Genomic DNA, 13,634 nt, shown 5'->3' with positions numbered 1-13,634 from the left:
TCGAACCGCCGCCGCCGACGGGTCAGCCGACCACCGCGTGGAAGCCGCCGTCCACGTAGATGATCGACGCGGTGGTGCCGGGCAGCCAGTCCGACAGCACCGTGCACACGCTCTTGGCGACGGCGGTGGGGTCGTCGACGTCCCAGCCGATCGGGGCGGCGGCGTCCCATGCGGTGTTGAGCTTGTTCAGCTCCGCACCCGGTCCGGTCGCGTCGCCCGCGATCGCCTTCGCGGCGAGGGTCTTCACCGGCCCGGCCGCAACGAGATTGGACCGGATGCCGCGCCCGCCGACCTCCTTGGCGACGTACCGGTTGACGGCCTCGAGGGTGGCCTTGGACACGCCCATCCAGTTGTAGAACGGCATCGCGCGCGACGGGTCGAAGTCCATGCCGACGATGGACGCGTTGTCGTTGAGGACCGGCAGCAGGGCCTTGGCCAGCGACGCGTACGAGTACGCGGAGATCTCCATGGCGTTCGAGATGTCCGACCAGGGCGCGTCCAGGAACGGCGCGCCGAGACCCGAGCGGGGCGAGAAGGCGATCGAGTGCACGACGCCGTCGATGCCCTCCGGGGCGAGCTCGCGGACGCGATCGGCGAGGGTCGCCAGGTGCTCGTCGTCCTGCACGTTCAGCTCGATGGCCGGCGGCACCGGCTGCGGCAGCCGCTGCGCGATCCGGTCGATCAGCCGCAGGCGGTCGAACCCGGTGATGATCACCTTTGCGCCCTGCTCCTGCGCCACCTTCGCAACGTGGAACGCGATGGACGCGTCGGTGATGATGCCGGTGACGAGAATGGTCTTGCCCTCGAGCAGTCCGCTCATGGGTGATGGTCCTCCTGTGGATGAAGTCTGTGGGTGCGTGAGGTTTCGGGCGGGCTAGTGGCCCATGCCCATGCCGCCGTCCACCGGGATCACGGCGCCGGAGACATATGCGGAATCGTCGGACGCGAGGAAGCTGACCACCGCGGCGACGTCCTCGGGCTGCCCCAGGCGCTGCAGTGGGATGAACTTCTTGGCGGTGTCGCGCAAGTCGTCCGACAGGTCCGCGGTCATGTCGGTCTCGATGAAGCCCGGCGCCACCACGTTCGCCGTGATCGAGCGCGAGCCCAGCTCCCGGGTGATCGACCGCGCCATGCCGATGACACCGGCCTTCGAGGCCGCGTAGTTGATCTGGCCCGCCTGGCCCGCGAGGCCGACGACCGAACCGAGGAAGATCATCCGCCCCCAGCGCGCCCGGAGCATCGCGCGATTGGCGCGCTTGGCGCACCGGAAGGCGCCGGTGAGATTGGCGTCGATGACGCGCGAGAACTGCTCCTCGTCCATGCGCATGAGCAGCGTGTCGTCGGTGATCCCCGCGTTGGCGACCAGCACCTCGACCGGACCCTGGTGCTCCTCGACCTCCTTGAAGGCACGGTCGATCGAGTCCGCGTCGGTAACGTCGCACTTCACGCCGAACAGACCCTCGGGAACTCCGGATCCGCGGTGGGTGACGGCGACCTTGTGTCCGTCGTCGAGGAGGCGCCGCGCAACGGCCAGGCCGATGCCGCGGTTGCCTCCGGTCACGAGCACGGAACGGGACGGGGTGCTGGTTTTCGACATGCGATCAACCTATCTGCTCGACTACCCGTTGCGGGCGAAGGTGGACGAAATGAACCAACTGGACGCTCGTGCAGTGGGCCTCACGGCAGCCGTTGCCGCAGCACCAGCGCGGTGGCGAGGCCGGCGGTGGTGAACAGGACGCCGAGCACGAGCCACGGTCGACTCGCGTCGCCGCGGGCGTTCTCGAAGCCGATCTGCTCCTCGAGCGTGTCGTAGACGTCGCGCAACTCCTCGAGGCTCGACGCGGTGAAGAAGCTGCCACCGGACAGGTCCGCGATCTCGCGCAGCGACGGATCGTCCACCGGGACCGGGATCCGGTCGCCCTCGATCTCGACGGTGCCGTAACTGGTGCCGAACGAGATGGTGGAGATCGGGACGCCCTTGTCCTTGGCCTGCCGCGCCGCGGTGAAGCCGCCCCGCGGATCGGTCGGGCTCTCGGGCACCGTCTGCTTGCCGTCGGAGAGCAGCACGATGCGCGCCGGCGGCGCCTGCTCGCTGCCACCGAGGACGGCCGCGAGCGTGTCGATCGACTGGAGCGAGGTGAAGATCGCCTCGCCGGTCGCGGTGCGCTCGCTGAGCGAGAGGTTGTCGATCGCGGCCTTGGTCTCGTCCCGGTTGGGCGTCGGCGACACCAGCACCGAGGCGGTGCCGGCGAACGCGACCAGACCGAGATTGATGCCGGGAGTGAGGCCGTCGGCGAACGACTTCGCGGCCTCCTGCGCGGCCGCCAGGCGGCTGGGTTCGACGTCGGTCGCCTTCATCGACAGCGAGACGTCGATCACGAGCACCACCGTCGCCCGGTTACGCGGAACCCGCTTGTCCGCGGTCGGTCCGGCCAGAGCCACCGTCAGGAACATCAGGCCGACGAGCAGCAGTGCCGTGGGCAGGTGCCGAGTGATGTTCGGGCGGCTCGGCGCCACCTTCTCGAGCAGCTCCATGTTCGCGAAGCGCAGCACATGCTTCTGCCGACGGCGCTGGATCACCACGTATCCCGCGGCGAGCGCGGCGACGACCAGCAGGAACAGCAACCACCACGGGGACGTGAACTGCGACAGGCTCATCCGCGCGCCGCCCGGTTGGACCCCGCCCGATTCGAAGCAGCGCCGTAGCTGTGCCGCCGGGCGGAGACGAAGCGGACCACGTCGGCGATCCAGTCCCGGTCGGTACTCAGGCTCAGTCGCGGTGCGCCGCACCGGCGCAGCGCCGCCTCGACGTCCGCCCGATGTGCCCGCGCCGCCCGTGCGAAGTCCGCACGCAGCTTCAGTGTGGTCGAGAACTCCCGCGTCCGACCGGATTCCGGATCGAACAGCACGACGTCACCGGCGTCGGGCAGATCCATGTCGCGCGGGTCGAGCACCTCGACCGCGAGCAGGTCGTGCCTGCCCGACAGTGCCCGCAGCGAATGCTCCCAGTCGATCGGTCCGAGGAAGTCGCTCACGACGACCGCCAGACCGCGGCGCCGCTGGGGGCGGCGCAGGGATTCCAGCGCGCCGCGCAGATCCCCTCGCACGCCCTCCGCGGCATGCGGGGTGGACGCGATGCGGCGCAGCATCGCCTGCGCGTGCACCCGGCCTCCGCGGGCCGGAATCCGTTGCATCCGGTCCCCGGTCGCGACGATCGCCCCGATCCGGTTGCCGCTGCCTCCGGCGAGATAGGTGACCGCCGACGCGGCCGCGATCGCCAGGTCCCGCTTCTCGCACAGCGCGGTGCCGAAGTCCAGGCTCGACGACAGGTCCACCACGAGCCACGTCTCGAGTTCGCGGTCGGCCACCGTCTGCCGCACGTGCGGGTGCGTGGTCCGGGCCGTCACCGACCAGTCCATCTGGCGGACGTCGTCGCCGGGCTGGTACTCGCGCGCGTCGCCGGGCTCGGATCCGGGCCCCGGAATGAGTCCGAGGTGGTCGCCGTGCAGGACGCCGTCGAGTCGTCGCCGGACGGTGAGCTCGAGGGTTCGCAGCGCCGCGGTCATCTCCGGGTCGCGCAGCGATCCGGAGCGGAACGACGGGACCGCGCCCGCAGGCCGGGTCACTGCTGCGGAGTGGTCGCCGCGGGCACCGGGCCGGGATCGAACGCCGGCGGCGCCGGCTGGGCCACCGGCTGCGCACCGACCTGCGGCAATCCGACGGTCTGCAGCACCCGGACGATCACGTCGTCGGGCGACACCTCGTCGGCGAGGGCGTCGTACGACAGCACCAGGCGGTGACGCAGCACGTCGGGGATGATCTCGAGCACGTCCTGCGGGACGACGTAGTCGCGGCCGCGCAGCAGCGCGAGTGCGCGCGACGCGGAGATGATGCCGAGCGTCGCGCGCGGGGAGGCGCCGTAGGCGATCCACCCGGCGACGTCGTCGAGGCCGAACTGGCGCGGCGTGCGGGTCGCGGCGATGACCCGCACCACGTAGTCGACGAGGGCGTGGTGGACGAACACGTTGCTCGCCACCGCCTGCAGTCGGACCAGTTCCTGTGCGTCGAGGATCTGGCTCGGCTCGGGCGCGGCGACACCCATCCGGTAGACGATCTCGCGCTCCTCCTCCACCGACGGGTAATCGACGAGCACCTTGAACAGGAAGCGGTCCCGCTGTGCCTCGGGCAGCGGGTACACCCCTTCGTTCTCGATCGGGTTCTGGGTGGCCATCACGAGGAACGGCTCGGGCATCGGGTACGTCTTGCCACCGATCGAGACGTGCCGCTCGGCCATCACCTCGAGCAGTGCCGACTGCACCTTCGCGGGCGCGCGGTTGATCTCGTCGGCGAGCAGGAAGTTCGCGACCACCGGGCCGAGCTCGGTGTCGAACTGCTCCCGGCCCTGCCGGTAGATCCGGGTGCCGATCAGGTCGGTCGGCACCAGGTCGGGGGTGAACTGCACGCGGGAGAACGAGCCGCCCACGACCTTCGCGAACGTCTCCACTGCGAGCGTCTTGGCGACACCGGGAACGCCCTCGAGCAGCACGTGGCCCTTCGCGAGCACGCCGACGAGCATCCGCTCGACCAGACGGTCCTGCCCGACGATGACCCGCTTGACCTCGTAGATCGCGCGCTCGAGGGTCTGCACGTCGCGCGCGAGATCGGGTGCCGGACCTCCCATACCGCCGTGCGTCGCCCCCTCCGAGCCGGATCCCGCCACAGCACCGTCACGTGAGGTCACCAAGAATCCCCGCTTCCACCTAGATCGATCGGATCGACTTGCCTGTCCGCTCAACTATTCCAGGTGTCGGCAGTACCCGACACAAGGACGACACCGGACGAGGTGAGCTAGGACACCATACGGACAGCGTAGGGCGTCATCCCGTCCCAACGCACCGGCGAAACCTGGACGACCGAACCGGACTGGGGCGCCTCGAGCATCTGCCCGTTCCCGAGGTAGAGCGCCACGTGCTGACTCGCGTTCGGGCCGTAGAAGATCATGTCGCCGCGCCGCATCTCCGACGACGGCACCTGTGTGCCGGCGGTGTACTGGTAGCCGGTGTAGTGCGGCAGCGAGATCCCGGCACCCGCGAACGCGTAGATCATCAGCCCCGAGCAGTCGAAGCCGACCTTGTTGAAATCGCCGAAGCTGTCGGCGACACCGCCGTCCCGGATGCCGAGCGTCGGGCCGTTCTCGTTGCCGCCGCCCCACGCGTACTGGACGCCGAGCTGCGACATTCCGCGGTCGATCACCGTCTCGATCGCGGCGCTGCCGGTGACGGCCGGCGCCATGGGCTTCGTCCGCGCCGGGGCCGGCGGCGTCCACTCGCCGGTGTCCTCGTCGAGTTGGGTGTGTGGGCGCTGGCCGTCCGCGAGTTGCGACGCTCGCTCCTGCGCGGCACGGTCCTCCGCCGCGCGGCGGGCCGCCTCCTGCGCCGCGGCCGCGGCCGCCGCGGCCGCCGCCTCCTCGGCGCGGCGCTGGTTGTCCCACGCGACGTAGGCGTCGCGCTGGCCCTGCAGGCCCTCGACGTTGCTGCGCGCCGCGTCGAGCTGTGCCTGCGCGGAGTCGCGCGACGCCTCGATCTCCGCCTTGCGGGACGCCTGCTCTTGCAGGGCCGCACGGGCACTCGCGATCGCCTGCTCGGCCTCGCCCCTCTTCGCCTCGGCGGCATCCGCCGCCGCGTCGGCGCGCTGCTTGGCCTCCCGCGCTGCGGAGTCCCGGTTCGCCTGTTCGGTCCGCGCCCGCTGCAGGTTGTCCAGTACGGCCTTCTGGCTCGCGGACAGCAGGCGCATGACCTGGGCCCGGTCGAGGATGTCGTCGGGTCCGTGCGCACCGAAGTACGACGACAGCGACGCGACGTTGCGGCCCTTGGTGTAGCTCTCGACGGCGTAGTCGGTGAATCGCTGCTGCGCCTGTTCGATCTGGGTACCCGCGTCGCGCAACGCCTGCTGGCTCTGCGTGACGAGGCTTCCGGCGGCGTCGGCGGCGTCGCGGGCGGTCTGCAGGTCGACCAGCGCACGGTTGACGTCCTCGCGCTTGATCGCGACCTCGTCGTCGAGGCGGGCCAGTTCCTGGTTCGCGCCGGCAACCTGGTTGATCAGGTCACCGACCTGCGCGACGCCGGCGGACACCTGGGCGTTGCCGCTCTCGATCTCGGCGTCGGAAGGATTGGGCGGCGGGGGCGGCACCGCGGCGGTGATGCGGGGCATGCCCACGACCAGCGCCCCGACCACACCGACGCCCAGTACCACCCGCGCGAGGCGCGACCACCGCGCACGTGAGAGACCCGGACGTCGCACGCCTGCGCGTGAACCCCTTCGCCTCACAACATCCTCCCTACTGCTGCTACCGGAACCGGCCGTCCAACCGATCCGTGCGGGGAGGTGCGTCCCCGGCGGGAGCCGCCGGGGACGCACGGTCACGCGACGACACAACTGTCACGTGAATCTTCACATCACTCTTGCGACACTTCTTCCCCAAAAAGTGCCATTGGCACCGTACGACACTTTGCGCGCTCTGGTGAACTCTTGTCACAAATGACGTCGTGGTAATTCCACCAGGCGAAATGGTGGAATCAGCGGCGGGCTCGGGCGACGCGAACCCAGCGGCGCGGGCGGCGATTCACGCCCGACGGACGCCGGTCAGTCGTCGAGTCGGGCGGACTGCCCGCCGGTGGAGGGCGCACCCGCGGCCGCGTCGGATGCGACGGGAGTGCTCGTGGGAGACGCCGGACCGCGACGGACCTTGGCGAAGTAGGACAGCCCGCCGACGAGCGCGACAACGAGCACCAGCAGCGCGGTGACGAGTCCCCACGACACGCCGGGCTCGGCGATCTCGTCGACGAAGTTGTTCGCCGACTGGACCGCATTCCCGGTGTAGGTACGGTCCTGCGCGCCCTCGAGCACGACGCGACTGAGAGTGTCGCTGTAGGTTCCCGGCGATGACGGACTCAGGACGAGGACCGTGCCGCCGTCGACCGTCCCGATCTCGGTGGCCAGATCACGCAACTGCTCAGGACGCCCCGGATCCTTTTCGAGCACAACGATTTTCAGATCGATACCCTGTTCGTGCGCGCGTGCGACGACGTCGCGCAGGTCCGCGACGTCCGAGTCCGGCGCGGAGACACCGTCATCCGACAGATCCGCGCGCACTGCGGCCACGGACACATCGTCGGGAATCGTGGCAGCGAACGGGAGGCGGGCAGGCGCGATAGGAGCAGGCATCTCTCATCCGGGATCGGTGGGCGACGGGCAAGGCGGGTCAGCCTGAAAGAACAGTACGTGAAGACCTATCGCCGCAGCGTCTCCGTCCGTTGCGCCCGCGCGCCGACTGCGTGAGGATTGGACCGACGCGAGCCGACCCGACGCCGCATTCGCTCCGGCGCCAGACCCTGCAGTCTCACAGGACAAGCGTACTGTTAGACTTCATCCGAGACGCCCGCGGAACTGTCGGGTTCGGTTCGCCGATCGAACCGGGCACTGTTCGCGTGCCTCGCTTCAGCCGTCGTCACAGCCCCGTCGACGGCGAACCTCAAAGACGAGTGGAGCTGACGTGACCACCAGTATTGATACGTTCGGCGCCAAGGGAACGCTCGAGGTCGGAGACAACTCGTACGAGATCTTCCGCCTCTCGGCCGTGCCCGGCACCGAGAAGCTGCCTTACGCGCTGAAGGTTCTCGCCGAGAACCTGCTGCGCACCGAGGACGGCGCCAACATCACCGCCGATCACATTCGCGCCATCGCGAACTGGGATCCCTCGGCCGAGCCGAGCGTCGAGATCCAGTTCACGCCCGCCCGCGTGATCATGCAGGACTTCACCGGCGTTCCCTGTGTCGTCGACCTCGCCACCATGCGTGAGGCCGTCACCACCCTCGGCGGCGACCCGAACAAGGTCAACCCGCTCTCCCCCGCCGACATGGTCATCGACCACTCGGTCATCCTCGACGTCTTCGGTCGCGCGGACGCCCTCGAGCGCAACGTCGACCTCGAGTACCAGCGCAACGGCGAGCGTTACCAGTTCCTGCGTTGGGGCCAGGGCGCGTTCGACGACTTCAAGGTCGTCCCCCCGGGCATGGGCATCGTGCACCAGGTCAACATCGAGTACCTGGCGCCCACCGTCATGACCCGCAACGGCCAGGCATACCCCGACACCTGCGTCGGCACCGACTCGCACACCACGATGGTCAACGGCCTGGGCGTGCTGGGCTGGGGTGTCGGCGGCATCGAGGCCGAGGCCGCGATGCTCGGCCAGCCGGTCTCCATGCTGATCCCGCGCGTCGTCGGCTTCAAGCTGACCGGTGAGATTCAGCCGGGCGTGACCGCCACCGACGTCGTGCTCACCGTCACCGACATGCTGCGCAAGCACGGTGTGGTCGGCAAGTTCGTCGAGTTCTACGGCGCCGGTGTCGCCGAGGTTCCGCTGGCGAACCGCGCGACCCTGGGCAACATGAGCCCCGAGTTCGGTTCCACCGCAGCGATCTTCCCGATCGACGGCGAGACCATCAACTACCTGCGCCTGACCGGCCGCAGCGACGAGCAGCTCGCGCTCGTCGAGGCGTACGCCAAGGAGCAGGGCATGTGGCACGACGCCGCCAACGAGCCCGCCTACTCCGAGTACCTCGAGCTCGATCTCGGCACCGTCGTGCCGTCGATCGCCGGCCCGAAGCGCCCGCAGGACCGCATCCTGCTCTCGGAGTCGAAGGCCGCGTTCCGTCGCGACATCGTCACCTACGCCGCCAACGGCGCCGAGGCCGCGCACTCCGCTCTCGACGAGGCCGTCGAGGAGTCCTTCCCGGCGTCCGATCCGGTCGAGCCGTCCACCGCGAACGACGAGGCCACCATCCCGTCGGCCGCCAACGGCTCCACCGGCCGCCCGTCGAACCCGGTGACGGTGAAGACCGACCGCGGCGAGTTCGTCCTCGACCACGGCGCGGTTGCGGTCGCGGGCATCACCTCCTGCACCAACACCTCGAACCCGTCGGTCATGCTCGGCGCCGCACTGCTCGCCCGCAACGCGGTCGAGAAGGGCCTCGAGACCAAGCCGTGGGTCAAGACCAACATGGCGCCCGGCTCGCAGGTCGTCTCCGACTACTACGAGAAGGCCGGCCTGTGGCCGTACCTCGAGAAGCTCGGCTTCTACCTCGGTGGCTACGGCTGCACCACGTGCATCGGTAACACCGGCCCGCTGCCGGAGGAGATCTCCAAGGCGATCAACGAGCACGACCTGTCGGTCACCGCGGTGCTCTCCGGTAACCGCAACTTCGAGGGTCGCATCTCCCCCGACGTCAAGATGAACTACCTGGCGTCCCCGCCGCTCGTCATCGCGTACGCGCTGGCCGGCACGATGGACTTCGACTTCGAGACCGACGCCCTCGGCCAGGACAAGGACGGCAACGACGTCTTCCTGAAGGACATCTGGCCTTCGGCCCAGGAGATCGACGACACCATCAAGTCGGCGATCAGCCAGGACATGTTCCGCAAGTCCTACGCCGACGTCTTCAAGGGCGACGAGCGCTGGCAGAACCTGGCCACCCCGGCCGGTGACACCTTCGCGTGGGACGAGAACTCGACCTACGTCCGCAAGGCGCCGTACTTCGACGGCATGACGATGGAGCCGGCCCCGGTCACCGACATCAAGGGCGCTCGCGTCCTCGCGCTGCTCGGCGACTCGGTCACCACCGACCACATCAGCCCGGCCGGCCCGATCAAGCCCGGCACCCCGGCCGCGCAGTACCTCGACGCCAACGGTGTCGAGCGCAAGGACTACAACTCCCTGGGCTCGCGTCGCGGCAACCACGAGGTGATGATCCGCGGCACGTTCGCGAACATCCGCCTGCAGAACCAGCTGCTCGACGGCGTCTCCGGTGGCTACACCCGCGACTTCACCCAGGAGGGTGCGCCGCAGGCGTTCATCTACGACGCGTCGCAGAACTACCAGAAGGCCGGCATCCCGCTGGTGGTCCTGGGCGGCAAGGAGTACGGCTCCGGTTCGTCGCGCGACTGGGCCGCCAAGGGCACCAGCCTGCTCGGCGTGAAGGCCGTCATCACCGAGTCGTTCGAGCGCATCCACCGCTCGAACCTCATCGGCATGGGCGTCATCCCGCTGCAGTTCCCGGCCGGCGAGTCGGCCGCGTCGCTGGGCCTGGACGGCACCGAGACCTTCGACATCGAGGGCATCGAGGAGCTGAACGCCGGCACCACGCCGCGCACCGTCAAGGTCACCGCGACCAAGACCGACGGCGGCACGGTGGAGTTCGACGCGGTCGTCCGCATCGACACCCCCGGTGAGGCGGACTACTACCGCAACGGCGGCATCCTGCAGTACGTGCTGCGCAACATGATCCGGGGCTAGTCACCCGGTCGTGTGATCAGCGATCACGCAGTGCGCTGACGGCGGGCTCGGGACGTCAGTCTCGGGCCCGCCGTTCGCAGTTTCGTACGAAAGGATGTCGGCTGTGCCCAAGGTCAGTGAAGACCATCTCGCGGCGCGGCGGAGCCAGATTCTGGACGGCGCCCGCCAGTGCTTCGCGCAGTACGGCTACGACGGCGCCACGGTGCGCCGCCTCGAGGAAACCACCGGACTCTCCCGCGGTGCGATCTTCCACCACTTCAAGGACAAGGACGGGCTGTTCCTCGCCCTCGCGCACGAGGACGCCAAGCGGATGGCCGACGTGGTCGCCGAGGGCGGTCTCGTGCAAGTGATGCGCGACATGCTCGCCTCACCCGCACAGTTCGACTGGCTCGGCACGCGCCTCGAGATCGCCCGCCGTCTGCGCACCGATCCCGAGTTCGCGCGCGACTGGACCCAGCGCAGCGCCGAACTCACCGAGGCCACCGTCCGCCGACTCGAACACCAGAAGTCCGCCGGACGCCTCCGCGACGACCTGCCCACCGACGTCCTGCTCGACTATCTCGACCTGGTCCTCGACGGGCTCATCGCCCGCATCGCGTCCGGGCATGGCGCCGAGAACCTCTCGGCCGTACTCGATCTCGTCGAGGAATCGGTGCGACGGAAAGACCCCTGACACGCCTGGCGCCACGCGACGGCGGCCTACCCGACCCGCCACGAACATCTCCCTGTCAGCGATGAGTTTTCGCGGCCCGGCAGGTCCATACTCAGGAACACGTTCCGAGAGTGAGGAAAGCCATGTCCGACATAGCCGCAGTACCGCAGCGTAGCCCCGTTCATCACGCGATCTCGCGGGACGGCACCGCGATCGCCTACGAACGGTCCGGAGACGGCCCGCCGATCATCATCGTGGGAGGTGCCTTCAACGACCGGACGACAGCCGCCGACCTCGCCGCGGCCCTCGCACCCATGTGCACAGCCATCGCCTACGACCGGCGCGGCCGCGGCGCCAGCGGCGACACCAGCCCGTACGCGGTCGAACGTGAGATCGACGATCTCGCCGCCCTGATCGAGGACATCGGGGGGTCAGCCAGCCTGTACGGCCTCTCCTCGGGCGCGATCCTGGCCCTGGATGCGACCGCCGCCGGGCTGCCCGTCAGCTCACTGGCGATCTTCGAACCGCCGCTGCAGATCGAGGGTGGTCCGCAACTCCCCGAGAACTACCTAGCCACGCTCGACGCATTCTCGGCAGACGACCGGCGCGGGGAGGCCGTCGAGTACTTCATGACCGCGGCGGTCGGGCTGCCGCCCGAGGCCGTCGCTCAGACCCGGCAGTCTCCGGCGTGGGCAGGCATGGAAGCGGTGGCGCACACCCTGCGCTACGACGGAGCGATCACCGTCCGCCCGTTGACTGCCGACCGGTTCGCGGGAATCGCGGTCCCGACGCTGACGTTGGCGAGCGTGGCCAGCCCGCCGTGGCTCCAGACGCCTGCTCGGACCATCGCGGAGATGATTCCCGGTGCGCGGTACGTGGCGCTCGACGGCGGCTTCCACGACGTTCCCCCCGAGACCCTCGCGCCACTGCTGTTCGATCATGTGGCAGGTGTCTCGTAGGCCTGCCTACTCGTAGAAGCGCCACCGCCTCCGACAAGGCAACCTCCGGCGGCGGTGGCGCGGCCGGCGAGCATCTCGATGACATGCTCCCACCCGACGTCACCCCGTCTTCTTGCGCCGGTTCGGTCCACCCCGCCGTCGCAGTGTCACGTCGGCCTCGACGAGCACGTTGTGGATGAACCCGTACGAGCGGCCGGTCTGCTCGGCCAGGGTCCGGATGCTCGCCCCCGCCTCGTACTGCGCCTTCAAGTCGTCGCGGAGCTTGTCACGCGATTCCCCGGTGATACGTGCCCCCCGCGAGATTCCCGTGCTCTCCGCCATGACGTCCTCCGGTCAGCTGAGCGAGCCTCGATTCCAGGCTAGATCACCTGCCGACACGTGATCAACGAAACGAGCAGCTACGCCGCCCGTGCGCCTTTTGCGTGGTCCCAGCTAGGCGGATTCATGCGGTCGTTGCAACGAGGGCCTCGTCGAGACGCTCGGCTGGAGTATGCCAGTCGAGCGTCTTGCGGGGCCGTTCGTTGAGTTCGTCGGCGACGAACTGCAGGCGCTCGGCGGTGTGAACGGCCAGGTCGGTGCCCTTGGGGAAGTACTGGCGCAGCAGTCCGTTGGTGTTCTCGTTCGAGCCGCGCTGCCAGGGTGAGCGGGGGTCGCAGAAGTAGACCTGGACGCCGGTGTCGACGGTGAACTGGGCGTGCCGGGTCATCTCGGTGCCCTGGTCCCAGGTGATCGAGCGGGCCAGTGCAGCGGGCAGTTCCCGGATCTTGGCGGCCATCGCGACGTTGACGTGTTCGGCGGAGTGACCGTCGGGCAGGTGCAGCAGCATCACGAACCGGGTGGAACGTTCGACCAGGGTGCCGATCGCGGACCGGTTGCCGGCACCCATGATCAGATCGCCCTCCCAGTGGCCGGGCACGGCCCGGTCCCCGGCCTCGGCGGGACGCTCGGAAATGTTGATCATGTCGGGGATCCGGCCCCGCCGCTCGTCGGGCTTGCGGCTACCCTGACGCAACACCCTTCCGGTCCGAAGATGCTGTGTCAGTTCCCGTTTGAGTCCTCCGCGGGCCTGGACATAGAGCGAGAGGTAGATCGTTTCGTGGGACACACGCATCTCCGGATCGTCGGGGAACTCACGCACCAAGGCGCGTGAGATCTGCTCCGGAGAATGATTCTTCCCGAGCCGGGACTGCACGAACGTCCGCAGCCGCTCGCACGAGTTCAGCTTCGCTGGTTTCGGTCGTTTCGCCCGCGCTTGGGCGGCCCGGTGCGCTGTGGAGGCGATGTAGTAGCCACGCTTGTTCGTGCCCCGGGCGATCTCTCGGCTGATCGTCGACGGGGACCGCCCCAACGCCGCGGCGATCTCGTGTTGCTTCTTTCCGGCCTGCAGCAGTTCGGAGAGCGTCTCACGATCCTCGAGGGACAGGTACCGGCCCGACGGTGGTGGCGTCCGGCGGGGACGAACCCCACCGGACGCCACCAGCCACCGCTGCGCCGTCGAATACGCCACCGATGCCGCACCCGCGGCCGCTGCCGTCGACGCGCCCTCGCTACGGCACTGCCAGAACTTCAGCCGAGCATGCGCCGGCGCCGGCGGCCGACCGATCCACACCATCTGCAACACCCTCCAGGATCAGGGATGTTGCAACGACCGATTGAACTCGCCCTACCAGAA

12 protein-coding genes are annotated in these 13,634 nt (G+C 69.0%); 3 read left to right on the top strand and 9 right to left on the bottom strand.

The window, feature by feature from the left end:
* Positions 1 to 22 precede the first annotated feature (22 nt).
* The 7 genes from inhA to ABTV10_RS11665 all read right to left on the bottom strand — a co-directional run bounded on the left by inhA (position 23) and on the right by ABTV10_RS11665 (position 7,224).
* Positions 23 to 820, bottom strand: coding sequence for an NADH-dependent enoyl-ACP reductase InhA (inhA, locus tag ABTV10_RS11695; protein ID WP_433612855.1), 798 nt, complete (start codon positions 818 to 820; stop codon positions 23 to 25).
* Positions 821 to 874: 54 nt separating this feature from the next.
* The gene (gene fabG1, locus ABTV10_RS11690) at positions 875 to 1,597 is read right to left on the bottom strand and encodes a 3-oxoacyl-ACP reductase FabG1 (protein ID WP_499034867.1); all 723 of its coding nucleotides are present in this window, start codon (positions 1,595 to 1,597) and stop codon (positions 875 to 877) included.
* An 80-nt stretch (positions 1,598 to 1,677) separates the two neighbouring features.
* The gene (locus ABTV10_RS11685) at positions 1,678 to 2,658 is read right to left on the bottom strand and encodes a VWA domain-containing protein (protein ID WP_499034866.1); all 981 of its coding nucleotides are present in this window, start codon (positions 2,656 to 2,658) and stop codon (positions 1,678 to 1,680) included.
* Complete coding sequence (locus ABTV10_RS11680) at positions 2,655 to 3,626, bottom strand: DUF58 domain-containing protein (RefSeq protein WP_499034864.1); 972 nt, start codon at positions 3,624 to 3,626, stop codon at positions 2,655 to 2,657. Before ABTV10_RS11680 ends, ABTV10_RS11685 begins: the two co-directional genes overlap by 4 nt.
* Positions 3,623 to 4,741 carry a chaperone MoxR1 gene (gene moxR1, locus ABTV10_RS11675; protein ID WP_499034863.1) on the bottom strand — a complete coding sequence of 373 codons (1,119 nt, stop codon included), beginning with the start codon at positions 4,739 to 4,741 and terminating at the stop codon, positions 3,623 to 3,625. The genes ABTV10_RS11680 and moxR1 overlap by 4 nt, the downstream gene beginning before the upstream one ends.
* Before the next feature lie 107 nt (positions 4,742 to 4,848).
* A complete protein-coding gene (locus ABTV10_RS11670) occupies positions 4,849 to 6,300 on the bottom strand; it encodes an NlpC/P60 family protein (RefSeq protein WP_499034862.1) in 1,452 nt (483 codons plus the stop codon).
* 342 nt (positions 6,301 to 6,642) lie between these two features.
* The gene (locus ABTV10_RS11665; RefSeq protein ID WP_499034861.1) at positions 6,643 to 7,224 is read right to left on the bottom strand and encodes an Rv1476 family membrane protein; all 582 of its coding nucleotides are present in this window, start codon (positions 7,222 to 7,224) and stop codon (positions 6,643 to 6,645) included.
* Between the two features lie 328 nt (positions 7,225 to 7,552).
* On the opposite strand from ABTV10_RS11665, the gene acnA reads away from it, so the two are divergent.
* The 3 genes from acnA (at position 7,553) to ABTV10_RS11650 (ending at position 11,962) form a co-directional block, all read left to right on the top strand.
* A complete protein-coding gene (acnA, locus tag ABTV10_RS11660; protein WP_499034860.1) occupies positions 7,553 to 10,351 on the top strand; it encodes an aconitate hydratase AcnA in 2,799 nt (932 codons plus the stop codon).
* A 103-nt stretch (positions 10,352 to 10,454) separates the two neighbouring features.
* A complete protein-coding gene (locus tag ABTV10_RS11655) occupies positions 10,455 to 11,024 on the top strand; it encodes a TetR/AcrR family transcriptional regulator (protein ID WP_499034858.1) in 570 nt (189 codons plus the stop codon).
* 122 nt (positions 11,025 to 11,146) lie between these two features.
* Positions 11,147 to 11,962 carry an alpha/beta fold hydrolase gene (locus ABTV10_RS11650; protein ID WP_499034856.1) on the top strand — a complete coding sequence of 272 codons (816 nt, stop codon included), beginning with the start codon at positions 11,147 to 11,149 and terminating at the stop codon, positions 11,960 to 11,962.
* 99 nt (positions 11,963 to 12,061) lie between these two features.
* Here ABTV10_RS11650 and ABTV10_RS11645 read toward each other — a convergent pair whose 3' ends face one another.
* Together ABTV10_RS11645 and ABTV10_RS11640 are read right to left on the bottom strand one after the other, a co-directional pair.
* Positions 12,062 to 12,283 carry a helix-turn-helix domain-containing protein gene (locus ABTV10_RS11645; protein WP_127916947.1) on the bottom strand — a complete coding sequence of 74 codons (222 nt, stop codon included), beginning with the start codon at positions 12,281 to 12,283 and terminating at the stop codon, positions 12,062 to 12,064.
* A 121-nt stretch (positions 12,284 to 12,404) separates the two neighbouring features.
* Positions 12,405 to 13,574, bottom strand: a complete 1,170-nt coding sequence (locus tag ABTV10_RS11640) for an IS30 family transposase (protein WP_499028866.1) — start codon at positions 13,572 to 13,574, stop codon at positions 12,405 to 12,407.
* Positions 13,575 to 13,634: the final 60 nt, after the last annotated feature.

This window comes from Paraburkholderia sp. RHO2, assembly GCF_050955445.1.
GTDB lineage: Bacteria > Actinomycetota > Actinomycetes > Mycobacteriales > Mycobacteriaceae > Prescottella > Prescottella agglutinans_A.
Note: the sequence above shows the minus strand (reverse complement) of the source record. Positions and strands in the feature narration are given on the sequence as shown.

Coding starts and splice junctions, on each gene's coding strand:
- ABTV10_RS11650 (WP_499034856.1), top strand. CDS start 11,147: ATGTCCGACATAGCCGCAGTACCGCAGCGTAGCCCCGTTCATCACGCG.
- ABTV10_RS11640 (WP_499028866.1), bottom strand. CDS start 13,574: ATGGTGTGGATCGGTCGGCCGCCGGCGCCGGCGCATGCTCGGCTGAAG.
- ABTV10_RS11645 (WP_127916947.1), bottom strand. CDS start 12,283: ATGGCGGAGAGCACGGGAATCTCGCGGGGGGCACGTATCACCGGGGAA.
- inhA (WP_433612855.1), bottom strand. CDS start 820: ATGAGCGGACTGCTCGAGGGCAAGACCATTCTCGTCACCGGCATCATC.
- fabG1 (WP_499034867.1), bottom strand. CDS start 1,597: ATGTCGAAAACCAGCACCCCGTCCCGTTCCGTGCTCGTGACCGGAGGC.
- ABTV10_RS11665 (WP_499034861.1), bottom strand. CDS start 7,224: ATGCCTGCTCCTATCGCGCCTGCCCGCCTCCCGTTCGCTGCCACGATT.
- ABTV10_RS11685 (WP_499034866.1), bottom strand. CDS start 2,658: ATGAGCCTGTCGCAGTTCACGTCCCCGTGGTGGTTGCTGTTCCTGCTG.